This is a genomic window from Pseudomonas xantholysinigenes (assembly GCF_014268885.2).
Lineage (GTDB): Bacteria > Pseudomonadota > Gammaproteobacteria > Pseudomonadales > Pseudomonadaceae > Aquipseudomonas > Aquipseudomonas xantholysinigenes.
On record NZ_CP077095.1, the window covers coordinates 1114314 to 1135000 of the forward strand.

General features: G+C 64.4%; 18 protein-coding genes. 8 read left to right on the top strand and 10 right to left on the bottom strand.

The features are described from left to right. Positions 1–330: 330 nt before the first annotated feature. Genes HU772_RS05135 through ttgA form a run of 3 tightly spaced genes read right to left on the bottom strand, consistent with a single transcriptional unit; the run spans position 331 to position 6083 of the window. Entirely contained in the window at positions 331–1776 is a 1446-nt protein-coding gene (locus HU772_RS05135) for an AdeC/AdeK/OprM family multidrug efflux complex outer membrane factor (RefSeq protein WP_186659295.1), read from the bottom strand. Next, entirely contained in the window at positions 1773–4925 is a 3153-nt protein-coding gene (gene ttgB / locus HU772_RS05140) for a multidrug efflux RND transporter permease subunit TtgB (protein WP_186659294.1), read from the bottom strand. The genes HU772_RS05135 and ttgB overlap by 4 nt, the downstream gene beginning before the upstream one ends. A gap of 3 nt (positions 4926–4928) precedes the next feature. Next, a complete protein-coding gene (gene ttgA, locus HU772_RS05145; RefSeq protein WP_186659292.1) occupies positions 4929–6083 on the bottom strand; it encodes a toluene efflux RND transporter periplasmic adaptor subunit TtgA in 1155 nt (384 codons plus the stop codon). Positions 6084–6340: 257 nt separating this feature from the next. Between ttgA and HU772_RS05150 the strand changes: the two genes are divergently transcribed. After that, positions 6341–6973 (top strand): TetR family transcriptional regulator, encoded by a 633-nt coding sequence (locus HU772_RS05150; protein ID WP_186659290.1) that lies wholly within the window; start codon positions 6341–6343, stop codon positions 6971–6973. Between the two features lie 221 nt (positions 6974–7194). On the opposite strand, the gene HU772_RS05155 is transcribed toward HU772_RS05150, so the two are convergent. Further along, positions 7195–8646, bottom strand: coding sequence for an MDR family MFS transporter (locus HU772_RS05155; RefSeq protein ID WP_186659289.1), 1452 nt, complete (start codon positions 8644–8646; stop codon positions 7195–7197). Positions 8647–9017: 371 nt separating this feature from the next. Between HU772_RS05155 and HU772_RS05160 the strand changes: the two genes are divergently transcribed. Then, entirely contained in the window at positions 9018–9887 is an 870-nt protein-coding gene (locus HU772_RS05160; RefSeq protein ID WP_186659288.1) for an isocitrate lyase/PEP mutase family protein, read from the top strand. A gap of 43 nt (positions 9888–9930) precedes the next feature. On the opposite strand, the gene HU772_RS05165 is transcribed toward HU772_RS05160, so the two are convergent. After that, the gene (locus tag HU772_RS05165; RefSeq protein WP_186659287.1) at positions 9931–10842 is read right to left on the bottom strand and encodes a LysR family transcriptional regulator; all 912 of its coding nucleotides are present in this window, start codon (positions 10840–10842) and stop codon (positions 9931–9933) included. Positions 10843–10947: 105 nt separating this feature from the next. Between HU772_RS05165 and HU772_RS05170 the strand changes: the two genes are divergently transcribed. Together HU772_RS05170 and HU772_RS05175 are read left to right on the top strand one after the other, a co-directional pair. Continuing rightward, on the top strand, positions 10948–11823 hold the full coding sequence (locus tag HU772_RS05170) for an MBL fold metallo-hydrolase (RefSeq protein ID WP_186659286.1): 876 nt from the start codon (positions 10948–10950) through the stop codon (positions 11821–11823). A 28-nt stretch (positions 11824–11851) separates the two neighbouring features. Continuing rightward, entirely contained in the window at positions 11852–12466 is a 615-nt protein-coding gene (locus HU772_RS05175; RefSeq protein WP_186659285.1) for an NAD(P)-dependent oxidoreductase, read from the top strand. Between the two features lie 141 nt (positions 12467–12607). On the opposite strand, the gene HU772_RS05180 is transcribed toward HU772_RS05175, so the two are convergent. After that, positions 12608–13489, bottom strand: coding sequence for a LysR substrate-binding domain-containing protein (locus tag HU772_RS05180; protein ID WP_186659284.1), 882 nt, complete (start codon positions 13487–13489; stop codon positions 12608–12610). Between the two features lie 112 nt (positions 13490–13601). Here HU772_RS05180 and HU772_RS05185 point away from each other — a divergent pair, with 112 nt between their 5' ends. Next, the gene (locus HU772_RS05185; RefSeq protein WP_186659283.1) at positions 13602–15239 is read left to right on the top strand and encodes a 5-guanidino-2-oxopentanoate decarboxylase; all 1638 of its coding nucleotides are present in this window, start codon (positions 13602–13604) and stop codon (positions 15237–15239) included. A gap of 48 nt (positions 15240–15287) precedes the next feature. On the opposite strand, the gene HU772_RS05190 is transcribed toward HU772_RS05185, so the two are convergent. Further along, positions 15288–16208, bottom strand: a complete 921-nt coding sequence (locus HU772_RS05190) for an AraC family transcriptional regulator (RefSeq protein WP_186659282.1) — start codon at positions 16206–16208, stop codon at positions 15288–15290. A gap of 197 nt (positions 16209–16405) precedes the next feature. Between HU772_RS05190 and HU772_RS05195 the strand changes: the two genes are divergently transcribed. Together HU772_RS05195 and HU772_RS05200 are read left to right on the top strand one after the other, a co-directional pair. Continuing rightward, on the top strand, positions 16406–16699 hold the full coding sequence (locus tag HU772_RS05195; RefSeq protein WP_186659281.1) for a putative quinol monooxygenase: 294 nt from the start codon (positions 16406–16408) through the stop codon (positions 16697–16699). 42 nt (positions 16700–16741) lie between these two features. After that, on the top strand, positions 16742–16975 hold the full coding sequence (locus tag HU772_RS05200) for a hypothetical protein (RefSeq protein ID WP_186659280.1): 234 nt from the start codon (positions 16742–16744) through the stop codon (positions 16973–16975). Between the two features lies 1 nt (position 16976). Here the strand turns inward: HU772_RS05200 and HU772_RS05205 are convergent, their stop codons facing one another. Together HU772_RS05205 and HU772_RS05210 are read right to left on the bottom strand one after the other, a co-directional pair. Then, positions 16977–17582 (bottom strand): flavin reductase family protein, encoded by a 606-nt coding sequence (locus HU772_RS05205; RefSeq protein WP_186659279.1) that lies wholly within the window; start codon positions 17580–17582, stop codon positions 16977–16979. A 119-nt stretch (positions 17583–17701) separates the two neighbouring features. Further along, the gene (locus HU772_RS05210; protein ID WP_186659277.1) at positions 17702–18067 is read right to left on the bottom strand and encodes a heme utilization protein; all 366 of its coding nucleotides are present in this window, start codon (positions 18065–18067) and stop codon (positions 17702–17704) included. 334 nt (positions 18068–18401) lie between these two features. On the opposite strand from HU772_RS05210, the gene HU772_RS05215 reads away from it, so the two are divergent. After that, positions 18402–19154, top strand: a complete 753-nt coding sequence (locus tag HU772_RS05215) for a COG4705 family protein (protein ID WP_186659276.1) — start codon at positions 18402–18404, stop codon at positions 19152–19154. A 64-nt stretch (positions 19155–19218) separates the two neighbouring features. On the opposite strand, the gene HU772_RS05220 is transcribed toward HU772_RS05215, so the two are convergent. Next, the gene (locus HU772_RS05220; RefSeq protein ID WP_186659274.1) at positions 19219–20538 is read right to left on the bottom strand and encodes an MFS transporter; all 1320 of its coding nucleotides are present in this window, start codon (positions 20536–20538) and stop codon (positions 19219–19221) included. Positions 20539–20687: the final 149 nt, after the last annotated feature.

Here is a 20687-nt window from a genome sequence, read left to right on the forward strand (position 1 = left end):
ATCTCTTGTTTTTATTGGGCGAGCCGGTGCGCTGCGGGTGTGGGCCGCAGGGTCGGCATCTGTAGAGAGCTTGTGCAACGTTGCGTGGGCGATGGTGCGGGGCGGGATGGGGGTGAGGCAATTCGCCGGGAGCGGAACGGGGCGATTATCGAACGCTATGTGGCGATGATAACGGGTGTAGGCCGTGCTGGCCTTTCGCGGGTAAACCCGCTCCTACAGGGCCTTGCATTGCCCCTGTGGGAGCGGGTTTACCCGCGAAAGGGCCCTGACAGTCAGCCAGGAAACAAAAAGCCCACCGCGAGGGTGGGCTTGATGCTGATGCTGGATCAATCAGCCTTTCGGCGTCTGGATCGCGGCCTGCTGCTGGGTCTGCTCGTACCAGCCGCCGCCGAGGGCCTTGTACAGGTTCACTTCGCTGACCAACTGCGACAGGCGGTCGCCGATCAGGGCCTGTTGGGCGCTGAACAGGTTGCGCTGGGCATCGAGGAAGGTCAGGTTGCTGTCGATACCGATGCGGTAGCGGCGTTCGGCCAGGCGGTAGTAGTCCTGGTTGGCGGCGACCAGGTCGCGCTGGGCCTGCAACTGCTCTTCGAACGTCTTGCGCGCGGCCAGGCCATCGGCGACTTCCTGGAAGGCGGTCTGGATGGTCTTTTCGTACTTGGCGACGTTGATGTCCTTCTGGATCTTCGAGTAGTCCAGGCTCGCCTTCAGGCTGCCGGCGTTGAAGATCGGCAGGTTGATCTGCGGCTGGAACAGCCAAGTGCCCGAACCACCCTTGAACAGGCCGCCCATGTCCGGGCTCAGGGTCCCGGCGTTGGCGGTCAGGCTGATGCTCGGGAAGAACGCGGCGCGCGCTGCGCCAATGTTGGCGTTGGCCGCCTTGAGCAGGTGCTCGGCTTCCTGGATGTCCGGACGGCGCTGGAGGATGTCGGACGGCAGGCCCGCTGGCACTTCGGCCAGTTGGTCGGCGTTGAGCTCCAGCGGCTTGGGCAGGTTGCCCGGCACCCCGGTGCCGACCAGCACGGTCAGGCTGTTGAGGTCCTGGGCGACCAGGCGCTGGTACTGCGAGTACTTGACCCGGGCGCCTTCCACGGCGGTGCGCGCCTGGCTCAGGTCGAGGGCCGAGGCCACACCCACTTCATTGCTGCGGCGGGTGAGGTTGTAGCTCTCTTCGTAGGTTTTCAGCGTCTCTTCGGTCAGCTTGAGCAGGGCCTGGTCGGCCTGCCAGGTGTAGTAGGCGTTGGCCACGCTGGCCACCAGGCTGATCTGCGTGGAGCGGCGCGCCTGCTCGCTGGACAGGTAGGTTTCCAGGGCTTGTTCGGTCAGGCTGCGGACGCGGCCGAACAGGTCCAGCTCATAGGAGCTGACACCCAGAGTGGCCGAGTACTGGCTGGAGATGCTCGACTCGCCGGTCTGCGACATGTTCGCCGGCATCCGCTGGCGGCTGCCGCTGCCATTGGCCGACACGGCCGGGAACAGGTCGGCGCGCTGGATGCGGTACTGGGCGCGGTAGGCGTCGATGTTCAGCGCCGCGACGCGCAGGTCGCGGTTGTTCTCCAGCGAGGTCTGGATCAGTTGCTGCAGCGCCGGGTCGTGGAAGAACTGGCGCCAGCCCTGCTCGGCGGCGGCGACGTTGGCCGACTCGGTCGGCGAGTAGGCAGGGCCTTGCGGCCACTGCGCGGCTACCGGCGCCTCCGGCGCCTGGTAGTCGGGGATCAGCGAGCAGCCGCCGAGAATGAACGCGGTTACCGCAAGGGACAACAAAGACTTGGTCATTGCCCAGCCTCATAACGTGGAGTTTCAGGGGTGGCGTCTTTTTTCGGCTCTTTGCTGCCGAACAGCGACGACACTGCGACGAAGAATAGCGGTACCCAGAAGATGGCCAGCACGGTCGCACTGATCATGCCGCCGATTACCCCGGTGCCGATGGCGTGCTGGCTGCCGGCGCCGGCGCCACTGGCGATGGTCAACGGTACCACGCCGAGGATGAACGCCAGCGAGGTCATGATGATCGGGCGCAGACGCATGCGGCAGGCCTCGATGGCCGAGTCGTACAGGCTGCGGCCCTGCTCGTGCAGTTCCTTGGCGAATTCGACGATCAGGATCGCGTTCTTCGCCGCCAGGCCGATGGTGGTCAGCAGGCCGACCAGGAAGTACACGTCGTTGGACAGCCCGCGCAGGCTGGTGGCGATCAGCGCACCGATGATACCCAGCGGCACCACCAGCACCACGGCGATCGGGATCGACCAGCTTTCGTACAGCGCTGCCAGGCAGAGGAACACGAACAGTACCGAGAGGGCGAACAGCGCCGGCATCTGCGAGCCGGAGAGTTTTTCCTCGTAGGACATGCCGGTCCAGGAGTAGCCGATGCCGCTTGGCAGTTCGCCGGCGATGCGCTCGACTTCGGCCATGGCCTCACCGGTACTGTAGCCAGGCGCCGGGGTACCGAGGATTTCGATGGCCTCCACGCCGTTGTAGCGCGACAGCTTCGGCGAGCCGTAGCTCCATTCGCCCTTGGCGAAGGAGGAGAACGGCACCATTTCGCCCGCGCCGTTGCGCACGTACCACTTCTGCAGGTCTTCCGGGCTCATCCGCGCGCTTGGCTCGCCCTGGATGTAGACCTTCTTGACCCGACCACGGTCGATGAAGTCGTTGACGTAGTTACCGCCCAGGGCGATCGACAGGGTGTTGTTGATGTCGGCGATGGTCACGCCCAGGGCACTGGCGCGTTCGTCGTCGATGGTCAGCTGGTACTGCGGCTCGTCGTTCAGGCCGTTCGGGCGCACGGCGCTGAGGATCTTGCTCTGCGCGGCCTTGGCCAGGAACTGGTTGCGCGCTTCCATCAACTTCTCGTGGCCGACGCCGGCGCGGTCCTGGAGGAACACGTCGAAGCCGGTGGCGTTACCCAGTTCGAGTACCGCAGGCGGGGCGAAGGCGAACACCATCGCGTCACGGAAACCGAAGAAGTGCATCTGCGCGCGCTGGGCGAGGGCGAACACGTTGTTCTCCTTCGAGCGCTCGCCCCAAGGCTTGAGCATGATGAACGCCATGCCCGAGCTCTGGCCGCGACCGGCGAAGTTGAAGCCGTTGACGGTGAACACCGACGAAACGGTATCGGCTTCGTCCTTGAGCAGGTACTCGCGCATCTGGTCGACCACCACCTGGGTGCGTTCGGCACTGGAGCCGGCCGGGGTCTGCACCTGGGCGAACAGCACGCCCTGGTCTTCTTCCGGGAGGAACGCGGTGGGGATGCGGGCGAACAGCCAGATCATGCCGACCACGATCAACGCATAGGCCAGCAGGAAGGGCACTTTGTTGCGCAGGATGGTGCCGACGCTGCGTTCGTAGCCTACGACGCTGCGGTCGAAGTTGCGGTTGAACCAGCCGAAGAAGCCGCCCTTGGCCACATGGTGCTCGCCCTTCTTCAGCGGCTTGAGCATGGTGGCGCACAGGGCCGGGGTGAAGATCAGCGCGACCAGTACCGACAGGCCCATGGCCGAGACGATGGTGATCGAGAACTGGCGGTAGATCACGCCGGTGGAGCCGCCGAAGAAGGCCATTGGCAGCAGTACCGCCGACAGCACCAGGGCGATACCGACCAGGGCGCCCTGGATCTGCTCCATGGAGCGCTTGGTCGCCTCCTTGGGTGGCAACCCTTCCTCGGACATCACCCGCTCGACGTTCTCCACCACGACGATGGCGTCGTCCACCAGCAAGCCGATGGCCAGGACCATGGCGAACATGGTCAGGGTGTTGATGCTGAAGCCGGCGGCGGCGAGGATGCCGAAGGTCCCGAGCAACACCACCGGCACGGTCATGGTGGTGATGATGGTGGCGCGGAAGTTCTGCAGGAACAGGTACATCACCAGGAACACCAGGACCACGGCTTCGATCAGGGTGTGGATCACGCCGCTGATCGATTCGGTGACCACCGGGGTGGTGTCATACGGGAACACCGCCTTGACCCCTGGCGGGAAGAACGGCTCCAGGTCGGCGATGGTCTGGCGCAATGCCTTGGCGGTATCCAGGGCGTTGGCGCCGGTGGCCAGCTTGACCGCCAGGCCCGAGGCCGGGAAGCCGTTGTACTGCGCGCTGATGGCGTAGTTCTCGCCACCCAGGCCAACCGTGGCCACGTCGCTCAGGCGCACCTGGGAGCCGTCGGCGTTGACCTTGAGCAGGATCTTTTCGAACTGCTCGGCGGTCTGCAGGCGGGTCTTGCCGATGATGGTGGCGTTGAGCTGGGTACCCGGCAGGGCCGGCAGGCCGCCGAGCTGGCCGGAGGACACCTGCACGTTCTGCGCGGAGACCGCGGTGCGCACATCGACTGGGGTCAGCTGGAACTTGTTCAGCTTGGCCGGATCGAGCCAGATACGCATGGCGTACTGAGCACCGAACACCTGGAAGTCACCCACGCCGGCGGTCCGCGAGATCGGGTCCTGCATGTTGGAGACGATGTAGTTGGCCAGGTCGTCCTTGGTCATGCTGCCGTCTTCGGACACCAGGCCGATCACCAGCAGGAAGTTCTTCACTGCCTTGGTGACGCGGATACCTTGCTGTTGCACCTCTTGCGGCAGCAGCGGGGTGGCCAGGTTCAGCTTGTTCTGCACCTGGACCTGCGCGGTGTCGGCGTTGGTGCCCTGCTCGAAGGTGGCGGTGATGGTCATGCTGCCATCGGAGTTACTTTCCGAGGACACATAACGCAGGTTGTCGATACCGTTGAGTTGCTGCTCGATCACCTGCACCACGGTGTCCTGCACCGTCTGCGCCGAGGCGCCCGGGTAGGTCACGGCGATGGCGATGGCCGGCGGCGCGATGCTCGGGTACTGGTTGATCGGCAGCTTCAGGATCGACAGGGCGCCGACCAGCATGATCACCAGGGCGATCACCCAGGCGAAGATCGGGCGATCGATAAAGAACTTCGACATGGTTTACTCCGCTTTGGCGTCTGCTTTCGCCGCGCTGGCCTGATCGGGGCTGCCCGGTTTCTTGACGTTGGTGGCTTCGCTGACCTTGACCTCGACACCTGGGCGCACGAACTGCAGCCCTTCGGTGATCAGACGGTCGCCCGGGTTCAGGCCTTCCTCGATCAGCCAGTCGCTGCCCAGGGTCCGGTTGGCCTTGAGCTGGCGCAGTTCGACCTTGTTTTCCTGGTTGACCACCAGCGCGGTCGGCGCGCCTTTGAGGTCGCGGGTCACGCCCTGTTGCGGGACCAGGATGGCGTTGGCGTTGACCCCGGCCTTGAGCCGCGCATGCACGAACATGCCAGGCAGCAGGGTGTGGTCGGGGTTGGGGAAGATCGCGCGCAGGGTCACGGAGCCGGTGGTCTCGTCGACCGCGACTTCGGAGAATTCCAGGCGGCCCTGTTGCTTGAACAGGCTGCCATCTTCCAGCACCAGCTGCACTTGGGCGGCGTTGTCGCCGGCCTTCTGCAGTTGGCCGCTTTCCAGATCACGGCGCAGCTTGAGCAGCTCGGCGGTGGACTGGGTGACGTCGACATAGATCGGGTCGAGTTGCTGGATGGTGGACATAGCGTTGGCCTGGCCATTGCTCACCAGCGCGCCTTCGGTGAACGCCGAGCGGCCGATGCGACCGCTGATCGGCGCCAGCACCTTGGTGTAGCGCAGGTCGATCTGGGCACTCTTGAGCGCCGCCTCGGCCTGCAATCGTTTGGCATTGGCGTCGTCGTATTCCTGTTTGGAGACGGCCTGTTCGTCGATCAGCTGCTTGTAGCGCTCGGCCAGCGAGCGGGTGGCCTGCAGGTTGGCCTGGGCGTTGGCCAGGTTGGCTTCGTAGACGGCAGGGTCGATCTGGTAGAGCTGCTGCCCTTCCTTGACGTCGCTGCCTTCCTTGAACAGGCGCTTGAGAATGATGCCGTTGACCTGTGGCCGGACCTCGGCGACCCGGTAGGCGCTGGTGCGCCCCGGCAGTTCCGAGGTGAGGGTGAAGGCTTGGGGCTGCACGGTGACGACGCCGACCTGAGGAGCCTGCGGCGCGGGCGCTGCTTCTTCTTTCTTACAGCCACTGAGCAGGGTTGCCAAAGCCACGGCAGAAACCAGGGCGGATAAGGCTGGCTTGAATTGCATGAGGATCCTCGGGTCGCAGGAGCAGGGGAGCTCAAGAATATAGTGGAAGAGTCTTGTCAGAAAAACGCTATCCGGTGGATAAATAGCTTGCTAAGGAATATACTTACATTCATGGTTGTTTGTAAATACCGCAAGCGCGTCGCGAATCGCCGCCGCGGATCATCCACATTTACCCGGGAGAGGCCCTGAAAGAGGCGACCCCGGCCTGATTCCCGCCCGCCACGTGAGCGTGCGGGGCCTGATGAGGTTGTACTGCCATGGTCCGTCGAACCAAAGAAGAAGCCCAGGAAACCCGCGCCCAGATTATCGAGGCGGCGGAGAAGGCCTTCTACAAGCGCGGGGTTGCGCGTACCACCCTGGCTGAAATCGCCGAGCTCGCCGGGGTGACCCGCGGTGCGATCTACTGGCATTTCAGCAACAAGGCCGAACTGGTGCAGGCGTTGCTCGACAGCCTGCACGAAACCCATGACCACCTGGCCCAGGCCGGCGAGAGCGAGGATGAACTCGACCCGCTGGGCTGTATCCGCACCTTGCTGCTGCAAGTGTTCCGCGAGCTGGTGCTCGATGCCCGGACCCGGCGTATCAACGAAATCCTGCATCACAAGTGCGAGTTCACCGACGACATGTGCGAGATTCGCCAGCAGCGGCAAAATGCCGTGCGCGATTGCCACCAGGGCATCGCGTTGACCATGGGCAACGCCGTGCGTCGTGGCCAGTTGCCCGCCGACCTGGATCCCGAGCGGGCCGCCGTGGCGATGTTTGCCTATGTCGATGGCTTGATCGGCCGTTGGCTGTTGCTGCCGGACAGCTTCGACTTGCTGGGCGATGCGGAAAAATGGGTCGATACCGGGCTGGACATGCTGCGCTTGAGCCCCGGTTTGCGCAAATGACAGTTTGTGAAGGATTGTTAGGGAGTGTTTCCCCAACGCGTTAAGCAGGGATTAAGTCTCAAGATCGCCGGCGCGTCGGCAAGGCCGCTCCTACAGGACTGCGCAGTCCTGTAGGAGCGGCCTTGCCGAGGCGTCGGACCGGTCGGAAAGGGTCGCAACGCGACCCCGGCGAGCCAAAGTCGAGCGCCAATTTTGGGGCTGGGATCGAGGCGGGCCAGGCATCAGCGCCCACGCAGTTGCCTGTCTGGCAGGGCCAATGCCGCCAGCAAGCCAATCAGCGAAGCCCCGGCGCTGGCCAGCAACAGCTGGCGGAACGTCTCCAGCAGGCGCGCCTGGGTCAACGGATCGGCCTCACCGGCCTTGAGGCTGCCCAGCAGCGGGTTGCCCAGCAGCTCGAAGCCGCCCTGGTGCAGCAGCGCCAGCAACAGGCTGGACATGCAGGCCACGCCCATTGCCCCGCCCAGCGAACGGAACAGGTTGGTGGTGCTGGTGGCCACGCCGATCTCCTGCAGCGCCACCGCATTCTGCGTGCCCACCAGTGAGGTGGGGAACTGCAAGCCGCACGCGATGCCCGTGAGCAACATGAACAGGGCGCTCAGCCAGCCGGCTTGTGGTGGGGTAAACGCCATGGCCGCGATGGCCAGCGGCATCAGCAACGCGCCGAACAGGATCTGTGGCTTGTAGCGCCCGGTGCGGCTGGTCATGCGTCCACCGGTGAAGGCGCCCAGGGGCAGGCCCATGGCTAGCGGCAGCAAGTGCAGCGCGGCGCTGTCGGCGCCGGCGCCGGTGATGCCCTGGTAACGCAGGGGCATGAGCATGGTCAGTGAAATCGACTGGAAGCTGGCGAAGAAGATCACGCACCAGCACAACACCGCCACTCGGTTGCCGAACAGGCTCAGTGGCAGCAGCGGTTCGCGGCAGCGCCGTTCATGGGCCACGAACAGCAGCAGGCCGAGCAGGGCGCAGGCCAGCAGCACCAGCACCGGCGACGACAGCCAGGCGTGTCCCTGGCCGACCAGGGTGATGCCCAGCAGCAGGCTGCCCAGGCCGATGATCATCAACAGCGCGCCGAGGTAGTCCACCTGCGCCGCGCGGCGCGGTGCCGACAGCCCCTCCAGCGCCCGGTGGATCACCCACAGGGCGACCAGCCCCAGCGGCAGGTTGATCCAGAACACTCCGCGCCAGGACAGGTACTCGGTCAGCCAGCCGCCCAACACCGGCCCGGCGACGCTGGCCAGGGCGTACATGCTGCTGAAATAGCCCTGGTAGCGACCGCGTTCGCGGGGCGGCACGTAGTCGCCGATGATCGCCTGGCTTACCGAGACCATGCCGCCAGCGCCGATGCCCTGGAGTACCCGGGCCAGTACCAGTTGTGGCATGTCCTGGGCCAGGGCGCAGGCGATCGATGCCAGGGTGAACACGGCGGTGCCAGTGAGGATCATGCGCCGCCGGCCATACAAGTCGCCGAGCTTGCCATAGATCGGCACGGCGACGGTCATGGCCACCATGTAGCCAGAGATGACCCAGGCCAGTAGGCCGACATCGTCGAACTGCGCGGAAATCGCCGGCATGGACACGGCGACGATGGTCTGGTCGAGGGCGCCGAGGAAGATCGCCAGCATCAGGGCGGTCAGGACACGACGCAGAACGGTGGAGGGCAGGGCGGCGGTCACTGGGGGTCCTTGGTGGTCATGGCGGGTGAGGTTTAGGCGGGCTTAAGTGTTGCGGATTGTAACCTGAGTTAGATAGCTCCCTATGTACTAAATGCATCCCCTATGCAAGATCGGCATTGGCGCATTCATCCAGCGCTGCTTGGCCCCGTGCTATCGTGGCCGGGCCGCAGAGGCTGAAATCCGGGGCTTGCACCAGCATGGTGCAGCGTTTTGCCGCAGGGTTTCGCGTCGCTGTATGTCCACACCTTCTATTCCTCTGCCTGCATGTCGAGCATGACCGCCCAGATGGCGACGGTTGGAACAGTCAGGTAGACCCGAACCAGGGGTCGGTTGTCAGCCGTTCTACATTTCTTATTCCCAGCGGAGTGATCATGCCCAAGGCTTCCCACCACGATCTGCGTTTTGCCTTCCGCGAACTGCTCGCGTCCGGTTCGTGCTATCACACCGCGTCGGTCTTCGACCCCATGTCCGCGCGCATCGCCGCCGACCTGGGCTTCGAGGTCGGCATCCTCGGCGGTTCGGTCGCCTCGTTGCAGGTGCTGGCCGCACCGGATTTCGCCCTGATCACCCTCAGCGAGTTCGTCGAGCAAGCCACCCGCATTGGCCGTGTCGCCCAGTTGCCGGTGCTCGCCGACGCCGACCATGGCTATGGCAACGCACTCAACGTGATGCGCACGGTGATCGAACTGGAGCGCGCCGGCGTCGCCGCGCTGACCATCGAGGACACCCTGCTGCCCGCCCAGTTCGGCCGCAAGTCCACCGACCTGATCTCGGTCGAGGAGGGTGTCGGCAAGATTCGCGCGGCACTGGAGGCGCGGGTCGATTCGGCGTTGGCGATCATCGCCCGGACCAACGCCGGTGTGTTGACCACCGAGGAGATCATCGTCCGCACCCAGAGTTACCAGAAGGCCGGTGCCGACGGCATCTGCATGGTGGGGGTGAAGGATTTCGAGCAGCTCGAGCAAATCAGCGAGCACCTGAGCGTGCCGCTGATGCTGGTCACCTACGCCAACCCCAACCTACGCGACGACGAGCGCCTGGCGCGTCTGGGCGTGCGTATCGTGGTCGATGGCCATGCCGCCTACTTCGCCGCGATCAAGGCCACCTACGACTGCCTGCGTCAGCAGCGTGGTCAGCAACACAAGTCGGACAACCTCGGCGCCACCGAGCTCTCGCACACTTACACCCAGCCCGAGGACTACATCCGCTGGGCCAAGGAGTACATGAGCGTCGAGGAGTGATCGACGTCTAGCGCGGTGCCTGGTTCGCCAGCAAGGCTGGCTCCTACAGGCCGAGACCCTGGTCCCAGGCGGGCTCATCGGCGAAGCGCTGCGCCAGGAAGTCCAGCATGCTGCGCAGGGTTGCCGGCATGTGCTTGCGCGAGGTGTACACCGCGTTGAGCGTCAGCTCCTGTGGCTTGGCCATGGGCAGTAGCCGGACCAGCTCGCCACTGCGCAGCGCCGCGGCGGCCTGATAGGTCGGCAGCATGGCGATGCCCGCGCTGGCCAGTGCGGCCTTCTGCAGGGTCATGGCTTCGTTGGCGCTGATATTGCCCTGCACCGGTACGGCAATGTGCTGCCCGTCCACGTCGAAGTGCCACAGGCCATGGCCGAAGTAGGCATGGGTCAGGCAGTTGTGCCGACTCAGTTCCTCGACCCGCGCGGGCGTGCCGTGCTCGCGCAGGTAGGCGGGGCTGGCGCAGATCACCGAGCGGCACACGCTCAGGCGCCGGGCGATCAGGTTGGGGTCGATGTCGTTGCTGGTACGGATTGCCAGGTCGATGCGTTCCTCCACCAGGTTGACGGTGCGATCGAGCATCTGCAATTCCACCTTTACCCCGGGATAACGCTTTACATAGGCGGCCAGGGCGTCCACCAGCTGTGCCTGGCCGAACGAGGTGCTGACACTGATGCGCAGCTCGCCACGGGGCGCGGCATCGGGCTGGCGCACGGCGCTCTGCAGGTCGCCGGCCAGTTCCAGCATCTGCCGGCAGCGCGGCAGGGTTTCCTGCCCGGCGGCGGTCAGACTGAGCTTGCGCGTGGTGCGCTGCATCAGGCGTGCGCCGACCCAGTCTTCCAGTTCTGCCAGATAACGTGAGATCACTGGCCGCGAAAGCCCTAGGTGATCGGCCGCGGCCGACTGGCTGCCGAGGTCGACGACGGTGACGAAGACGCGCATGGCGTTCAGACGATCCATGATTTGCCCGCTTTCAGAAACAAACTATGTCGCAGCATCGCATTTTTTGTATTGGTTCGGGCAACTAAGCTTGGCTCCATCGTTCCCACACACAGGATTGCCCCAATGTCGCTTTTCACCCCGCTGCGTGGCCTGTTGTTGGCCTGCGTCACCCTGGCTGGCCAGGCCATGGCCACCGAACCCCTCAAGCTCGATGTCTACAACCCTGGCCACGCGGCCATCTTCCCGGTCAGCTCGGTCATCGTCAGTGGCGCCCATGACGCCATCCTGGTCGATGCCCAGTTCGGCAAGGCCCAGGCCGAGCAGGTTGTCGAGCGCCTGCGCGCGGGTGGCAAGCAGCTGACTACCATCTACATCAGCCATGGTGACCCGGACTACTACTTTGGCCTGGACACCCTCACCCAGGCGTTCCCCAAGGCCCGGGTGGTCGCATCCGCCGCGACCGTCGAGCACATTCGCCAGACCATGGATGCCAAACTGGCCTACTGGGGGCCGCAGATGGGCGCTGACAAACCGGCCAGGCTGGTGGTCCCACAGGTGCTCGCCGGCAATCGCCTGGAGCTGGAAGGCCAGGCCCTGGAGGTCGTGGGGCTGGACGGCCCGCAGCCGGATCGCAGCTTCGTCTGGATTCCCTCGATCAAGGCCGTGGTCGGTGGCGTGGTGGTTTCCGAGCACATCCATGTGTGGATGGCCGACACCCAGACCGCGCAATCCCATGCCGACTGGCTGAGCACCCTGGGCAAGATCGAACAGCTGGCGCCGCGCACCGTGATCCCGGGTCATTACCTGGGTGACAGCAGCCGTTCGCTGGACGCCGTGCGCTTTACCGCCGGCTACATTCGTGATTTCGATGCCGAGGCCGCGAAAGCTGCCAATGCCGACGCCCTGATCGCGGCGATGAAAAAGCGCTACCCCGGCCTGGCCGACGAAAGCTCCCTGGAGCTGGGGGCCAAGGTCGCCAAGGGCGAGATGAAGTGGTAACCCCTTTCAACCTGTTGGAGTGTTTCCCATGAGCAAGATCGTAATCATCGGCGCCACCGGGCGCGCCGGCAGCCAGTTGCTGGAAGAAGCCCTGCGTCGGGGTCACAGCGTGGTCGCCATCGCCCGTGATCCATCGCCGCTGCAAGGCCGCGCAGGGGTGACGGTCAAGGCCCTGGACGCCAAGGACAGCGCCGCCCTGCAGGCGGCGGTGAGCGGCTGCGACGCGGTGCTCAGCGCGGCGCATTTCGCCACCATTGAGCCACAGGCGATCATCGCGCCGGTCAAGGCGGCTGGGGTCAAGCGCCTGCTGGTGGTGGGGGGCGCCGGCAGCCTGCTGCTGCCCTCCGGGCAGCGGGTGATCGACAGCCCGGACTTCCCCGAGGCCTACAAGGCCGAGGCCAGCGCCGGGGTGCGTTTTCTCGAGGCGCTGCGCCAGGAGGCCGGGCTGGACTGGACCTTCCTGTCTCCATCGGCGGAGTTCGTCGAGGGTGAGCGCACCGGGCATTACACCTTGGGCAAGGATCACCTGCTGATCGGCGCCGATGGCAAAAGCTGGATCACCTTTGCCGATTATGCGATCGCCATGCTCGACGAGCTGGAGAAATCGGCGCATTCGCGGGCACGGTTCACTGTGGGCTACTGAGTCCACCGCGGTACTTGTAGGGGCGGCCTTGCCGAGGCGTCGGACCGGTCGGAAAGGGCTGCAACGCGGTCCCGGCGATCTTGGCGTAAATGCTGACATCCTGGGGCCATTGCACGGCCCTTTCGCGGCACAAGGCCGCTCCTACAGGGATTGCGCAAGGCTTGAGGCTCGTGCCTGCAGCCACTCCATCAACTCGACCAACCCCGTGGGCATGGTCTTCGACGGGCTCACCAGGTAATACCCCTTCCCGGTCGTCACCTTAAGTGCGAACGGCATGCACAACCGGCCAGCGTGCAGATCATCGCCAATCAGCGCAAAGTCGCCGATGGCGATTCCCGTCCCTTGGGACGCCATGGCCATCGCCATGTCCAGCGTCTCGAAGTGCTGTTTCGGCCCTTGGGGCTCGAATCCGGCACTGGCCGCCTGCAACCACAACCGCCAGTCATGCTCGTCGCGCGAGGGGTGCAACAGCATCTGCCGCGTCAAGTCCTGCAACTGCATTGGCCCTTGGCCAAGCGACGGTGCGCAGACGGGTGTCAGCTGTTCGTCGAACAATTTGCGCACCTGCAGCCCATGATTGGGCGCGGCACCGTACACCACGGCGGCATCGAAGCCTTCGCGGCGAAAGTCCACGCCATGTTGCACCGTGGTGGTCAGTTCCACCGGCACATCCGGGCGCAGCGCCTGCCATTCCATCAAGCGTGGCAACAACCAGCGCATCACACAGGTGGGCGCCTTCAATTGCAAGGTGGCGCTGCGGCCGCCCACCTCACGTACGCCTTGCTCGATCAAGGCAAAGATCTGCTGCACTCGCGGTAGCCAGTCCTGGCCTTCGCGGGTCAGCGCCAGGCCCCTTGCCTGGCGTTGGAACAGCGCATAGCCCAGGTGCGCCTCGAGTGCGGCGATCTGCCGGCTGACGGCGCCTTGGCTGATGTGCAACTGCTGCCCGGCACGGGTGAAATTGCAGCACTGGGCGGTGATCAGGAAGGTGTGCAAGGCCGGCAGGGGAGGCAAGCGCTTCATGTTGGTAAGCCATGTTTTCAGGTCATGGCTAGTATGTGATTTTTTGCATTGTGGCGGTAGCCGACAGTTGTTTCCATGAGCAGCGATTTCAACAAGAATCGGGTATTCGATAATGGCAACCTGCGGCGAAGTGCTGGTCAAACTCCTCGAAGACTATGGCGTCGATCATGTCTTTGGCATTCCTGGTGTGCATACCGTCGAGCTGTACCGTGGCCTGGCGGCCTCGTCGATCCGCCATGTCACGCCGCGCCACGAGCAGGGCGCCGGATTCATGGCCGATGGTTACGCGCGCACCCGTGGCAAGCCCGGGGTGTGCTTCATCATCACCGGGCCGGGCATGACCAACATCACCACGGCCATGGGCCAGGCCTACGCCGACTCGATTCCGATGCTGGTGATTTCCAGCGTTCAATCCCGCGACCAACTCGGCGGCGGGCGTGGCAAGTTGCACGAGTTGCCCAACCAGTCCGCTTTGGTGGCGGGTGTAGCAGCCTTCTCGCAGACCCTTATGAGCGCCGATGACCTGCCGCAGGTGCTGGCCCGCGCCTTCGCCGTGTTCGACGGTGCGCGGCCGCGTCCGGTGCATATCGAGATACCGCTGGATGTGCTGGTCGAGCAGGCCGATCACTTGCTGGCCGCCCGCCCGGTGCGTACCGCTCGCGCCGGGGCCGCGCCGCTGGCGGTGCAGCAGATGGCCGCGCGCCTGGCCAAGGCCCAGCGGCCGTTGCTGCTTGCCGGTGGCGGTGCCTTGTCTGCTGGCCCTGCGCTTGCCCGTCTGGCCGAGCATCTGCAGGCACCAGTGGCCCTGACCATCAATGCCAAGGGCCTGCTGCCAGCGAGCCATCCGTTGCAGATCGGCTCGACCCAGACCCTGCCGGCCACCCGCGCGCTGGTGGCCGAGGCCGATGTGGTGCTGGCTATCGGCACCGAGCTGGCCGAGACTGACTACGACGTGACGTTCAAGGGGGGCTTCGAGATCCCCGGCAGCCTGCTGCGCATTGATATCGACCCCGACCAGACCGTGCGCAACTACTTGCCGGAGCTGGCCCTGGTGGCGGATGCCGAACAGGCGCTCGAGGCCCTGCTGGTGGCCCTGGCGATGCAGCCGCAGCCACCGCGCGAGTCTAGCTGGGGCGCGGCCCGCGCCGCCCGTTTGCGGGCCGACAACGCGGCCACCTGGGATCAACCGACCCTCAGCCAGACGCGCCTGCTGACCAGCATCCTGGCGGCGCTGCCCAATGCCATTCTGGTTGGTGATTCGACCCAGCCGGTGTACACCGGCAACCTGACCCTGGACATGGCCCGGCCACGTCGCTGGTTCAACGCCTCGACCGGCTACGGCACCCTGGGCTATGCCTTGCCGGCGGCCATGGGCGCCTGGTTGGGCAGTGCCGAGGTGCGTGCTGACCGAGCACCCACGGTGTGCCTGATCGGCGACGGCGGCTTGCAGTTCACCTTGCCGGAGCTGGCCAGCGCGGTGGAGGCGCAGGTGCCGCTGATCGTGCTGCTGTGGAACAACCAGGGGTATGAGGAAATCAAGAAATACATGGTCAACCGGGCCATCGAGCCCGTTGGGGTGGAGATTCATACTCCGGATTTCATAGGCGTGGCGCGGGCCTTGGGAGCGGCGGCCGAGGATGTCGCCGACGTGGCGCAGTTGCAGGCGGCGCTGGGGCGGGCGGTGGAACGCCAGGGGCCGACGTTGATCCAGGTGGATCAACGCCAATGGCAGGCAGCGGTACAGGGGTAGGTCAAAACCCTGTGGACGCCAGCAAGGCTGGCGTCCACAGGGAGGTTATCAGCCTGCTTGCGCTCGCAGCCTGGCGACATCGCGGATCGGCGGGGCGCCGTACAGGCGGCTGTATTCGCGGCTGAACTGCGACGGGCTTTCATACCCGACCCGATACCCCGCCACCGCCGCCTCCAGCCCGTCATTGAGCATCAACCGCCGCGCCTCCTGCAGGCGCAGTTGCTTCTGGTACTGCAATGGGCTCATCGAGGTCACCGCCTTGAACCGGTGGTGCAGTGTCGAGGTACTGAGATTGACCTCGCGGGCCAGGTCCTCGATGCGCAGTGGCTGCTGGTAATGCTGGTTGAGCCAGGCGATGGCCTGGGACACCCGGTGGGTCTGGCTGTTGGCCAGGGCAATTTCATACAGGCGATGCCCCTGGGGGCCACGCAGCAGGCGATAGAAGATCTCGCGACGGATCAGTGGCGCGAGGATAGGGATATCCCGCGGCGAGTCCAGCAGTTGGACCAGGCGAATGAGCGCATCGAGCAGCGGCGGGTCGCTCTTCTCCACGTACAGGCCACGCCCCGAAGGGCGGTTGGGCACCATCATCGGGCTGCTTTCGGCGATCAGCTGGCTCAATTGCGCGGGGTCGATATCCAGGCGCAAGGCAAGTGCCGGTTGTTCCGGGCTGGCCTTGAGCAGCGCGCCGCTGATCGGCAAGGTCACCGACACCACCATGTAGTGCAAGGGGTCGTAGGCGTAGTGCTCATCCCCGAGGATCAGGGTCTTGCTGCCCTGGGCCAGGATGCACAGCGCCGGTTGGGCCAGGGCGGGCATGCCACGAATTTCTTCCTGGTAGCACGTGAGGTACAGGTCGTCGATGGCCGAGGCCGGGCCGTGGGGCTCGCCGGCGTGGCGCTGGATCAGCGTGGCCAGCGCCTGGCGCTGGGGTTCCAGAGTCGGGTCGAAGGGCGGGGACAGGGTCATGGCGGGTTTCCTCTTGACCTGCGCAGCATAGGTTTGGGCAATGCCGGGCGCTAGTCAAAAGCTGCCGGGCGATTGCCTGATCCTGCCGCGCGACAGGATCAGGCAATCGCCCGGCAGTAATGGCCTAACGCTGCGCGCGGGGTGGCGCCTAACCTTGGCAGCCTGGTTATCGCCCCTTCGCTTCAAGGAGATCGTTCATGGCCCATCAGCAACCGGTCACTCACCTGGCGTTCATCCGTGCCAGCAACGGTCGTTCAGCGGAGCTTGGCGTGCGCCTGCGTGACTTGCTCGAACCTTCGTTGCGGGCGCCTGGCTGCCTGAGTTTCAGTGTGCAGCGTTCGCAGGTCGATGCCGACCTGTGGCTACTCAGTGGCAGTTGGCGCGACCAGCAGGCGATGAGCGGCTATTTCGCCTCGCCGACGTTGGATGTGTTTGGCGAACTGGTCCAGCAGCAGGTGGTCAGCAGCCTGGACCTTCACACCTTCGCTTAGTGTGTAGAATGCCGCCCCTCGATCAATCAGGCGGAGTGCAGCATGGCACGTAGAGAATTCCCCCACTTCGAAGCGGTGTCGGCGATGGTGCCGGTGGAAGGCGGCGGCTACCACGCGGCGATCGCCGTCAAGGCCCTGGGCATGGGCGGCGCGCCGCGTTTCCACAAGGTCCTCGATGGCCAGGTCTTCAACAGTGCACTGGCGGCCGACGAGGCCGCCAGTGCCGAACTCGCGCGCCTGCAAGGCGTGGGCGAGGAAGGTGAGCTGTTGTTCTGAATCAGGCTTGCGGGCGGGTCATCTTGAACAGCTCGCCCAGGGCGAAGTAGTCCGCCGGGCCGCCACCGCGCAGGATCGGTTCGGCGGCGGCAGTGTCGTAGATACCGTCCTTGAGCAGGTGTTCGGCAATGTGCACGGCCACCACCTCGCCGAGGATCAGCCAGCTCGGCACCAATTCCTGGTCGGCGCGCTTGAGCTGGACGATCTGGCTGACCTTGCACTCGAAGCTCACCGGGCTCTCGCCTACCCGGGGTACGGCGACCACCCGCGACGCGCTTGGGGTCAGGCCGCTGAGGGCGAACTCATCGATATCCGCAGCCACCGCGGCGCAGCTCTGGTTCATCTGCTCGGCCAGCGGGCGGGTGGCCAGGTTCCAGACGAACTCGCCGGTCTGCTCGATGTTGTTCAGGCTGTCTTTGCGCCCGACGCTGCAGAAACCGATGATCGGCGGAATGTAGTTGAAGGCGTTGAAGAAACTGTAGGGCGCCAGGTTCAGGCGGCCTTCACGGTCGTGGCTGGAAATCCAGCCGATGGGGCGTGGGCCGACAATGGCGTTGAAGGGGTCGTGGGGCAGGCCGTGGCCTTTGGCGGGTTCGTAGTAGTACATCTGAGCAAGGCCGTGAGGCCCTTCCTGGTGGAGGACGAGGCGTCTAGTGTGCCAAGCCTTGGCCCGGCTGAAAATGCTCAAGCCCGGCAAGTGCCGGGCTGGGGGGTGTGCATCGCGGATCAGCTGAAGCGTTGGCCGTTGGTACGGTCGAAACCGTCTTCGGCGAAGCGTTGGCCGTTGGTGCGGTCGAAACCGTCTTCGGCGAAGCGTTGGCCGTTGGTACGGTCGAAACCGTCTTCTGCGAAGCGCTGGCCGTTGGTGCGGTCGAAACCGTCTTCGGCGAAGCGTTGGCCGTTGGTGCGGTCGAAACCGTCTTCGGCAAAGCGTTGGCCATTGGTGCGGTCGAAACCATCTTCTGCGTAGTTCACCGATTGGCTCTGTGCGGCAGCAAAGCTGTGGGCATTGGTGCGGTCGAAGCCATCTTCCGCGAAAGCACCGGTGGCCAGCACCGAGAAGGCCAGGGTAAGGATCAGTTTGTTTTTCATGGTCGTTGCTCCAGTGGATTCGTTGAGTTCGTTGTTGCTATGGGTTGAATGTTACGCCGATAATTTTGATTAAAAAGCGCAAATATCAGCGTTAAATAATCTATTAAATAGATGTATTGGGGTGTGGGTATCGTCTCGTCAAGGGGGCGCTACCGTTGCCGAAATGACCGAGTGCTCTTCTACAGGCTCACAGCATCCGTGCTGGCCATTAATGGGCAATTAACGGCCACAACCATTCATCGCGCTTGATCAACGTATTTTTCATACGCCTCCAACCGATTTTTCAGCCTTGGCTGTTCACCATCGCCGCACCTAACCCTGGAGCGGCACAACAATGAACAAACTCCCGCAAATCACCCTGGCCTTCTGGGTCATGAAGATCTGCGCCACCACCCTTGGCGAGACCGCCGGCGACCTGCTGTCGATGACCCTCGACATCGGCTACGCCATGAGCTCGCTGCTACTGATCAGCGTGTTCCTGGCCACCCTGGTCACCCAGCTCTACTCGCGCCGCTATCATCCGCTGCTGTATTGGCTGGTGATCCTCTCCACCAGCACGGCCGGCACCACCATGTCCGATTTCATGGACCGCACCCTGGGCCTTGGCTATGCCACCGGCTCGGCGATCCTCATCGGCATCCTGCTACTGACCTTTGCCCTATGGCGCCTGAGCGGCAATCCGCTGGACGTCAACCGTATTCGCAACCGTGCTGGCGAGCTGTTCTATTGGGTGGCGATCCTGTTCTCCAACACCCTCGGCACCGCCCTGGGCGACTACCTGGCGGATGATTCCGGGCTGGGCTTCGCCGGTGGCGCGCTGCTGATCGGCGCAGCCATTGCCCTGGTGGCGGCGGCCCGCTACTGGACCAGGATCTCCGGCGTGGTGCTGTTCTGGATCGCCTTCGTCCTGACCCGTCCATTCGGCGCGACCCTGGGCGATGTGCTGACCAAGTCGCACGAAAAAGGCGGCCTGGACTTCGGCACGGTCGGCTCGTCGATGGTGCTCGGCGGGGTGCTGCTGGTGCTGGTACTGATGGCAACTTACTACCAGCGTCGTGAACCGCAGCGCGTGGCAGAAATGTCCTGAGCAGAAGCAAAAAAGGGGCGCCTCGTTGAACGGAGCGCCCCTTTATCGTTGTTGCGCCAGCGGGTCAGTCAGTGGTGATCCGCGAGTGTTGCTTGGTGTCCTTCATGGTCGCGTACACCAGCAGCGAGCAGGCGATGCAGCCGGTGACGTACCAGTAGAAGCCGGTCTCCATGCCGTTGCTCTTGAACCACAGGGCCACGTACTCGGCGGTGCCGCCGAAGATCGACACGGTCAGCGCGTAGGGCAGGCCGACGCCCAGGGCGCGGATCTCGGTGGGGAACAGCTCGGCCTTCACCACTGCGTTGATCGAGGTGTAGCCGCTGACGATGATCAGCGCCGCCATGATCAGGAAGAACGCGCCCCACCAGGTCTGGATGGTGTGCAGGGTGCTGAGGATCGGCACGGTGAACAGGGTGCCGAGCACGCCGAAGGCGATCAGTATCGGGCGTCGGCCGATCCTGTCGGACAGACCGCCGATCACCGGTTGCAGGCACATGAACAGGAACAGCGTGGCGGCCGAGATGGTGGTCGAGTCGCTGATGCTCATGCCCACGGTGTTGACCAGGTACTTCTGCATGTAGGTGGTGTAGGTGTAGAAGGCCAGGGTGCCGCCCATGGTCAGGCCGACCACGGTCAGCAGTTCCTTGGGGTGGCGCATCAGGGTGCGCATCAGGCTTTCCTTGGACTTTTCCTTCTTGGTGAAGGATGCCGTCTCTTCCATGCCACGGCGCAGGTACAGCGCGACCACCGCGCACAGCGCGCCAATCACGAACGGCACGCGCCAGCCCCAGGCATACAGCTCCTCGGTAGTCAGCACGTTCTGCAGGATGATCAGCACCGCCAGGGCGATGAGCTGGCCAGAGATCAGGGTCACGTACTGGAAGCTGGAGAAGAAGCCACGGCGGTCCTTGCTGGCCATCTCGCTGAGGTAGGTGGCCGAAGTGCCATATTCACCCCCCACCGACAGGCCCTGCATCAGGCGGGCAACCACCAGCAGAACGGGGGCGGCGACACCGATGGTCTCGTAGCCCGGGGTCAAGGCGATCACCAGGGAGCCGGCGCACATCAGCAGTACCGAGGCCATCAGCGCTGCCTTGCGGCCCTTGCGGTCGGCATACAGGCCCATCAGCCAGCCGCCGATCGGGCGCATCAGGAAGCCCACGGCGAAGATCGCGGCGGTGTTGAGCAGTTGCGCGGTGGTGTCGCCAGCGGGGAAGAAGGCCTTGGCGAAGTACAGTGAGAATGCGGCGTAGACGTACCAGTCGTACCATTCGACCATGTTGCCGATGGAACCACTGAAGATCGATTTGAGGCGGCTGGCGGTGGATTTTTCCGCGGCGGGTGCAACGGCCGCCCCGGTGGGCAGAGTGCTGGCGTTATCCATCAGGGGATACCTTCTCGTTGTTTTTGTGGAGCGCGCTCAAGGGCGCAGCTTGAGAAGGGTTTTGCAGAAGCTGTGCCAAATGGGTGCGGCATGATCCATTCGGGGGCATCAAGGCCCTTCGCCGGCATGGCCAGCGGGTACAGAAGCGG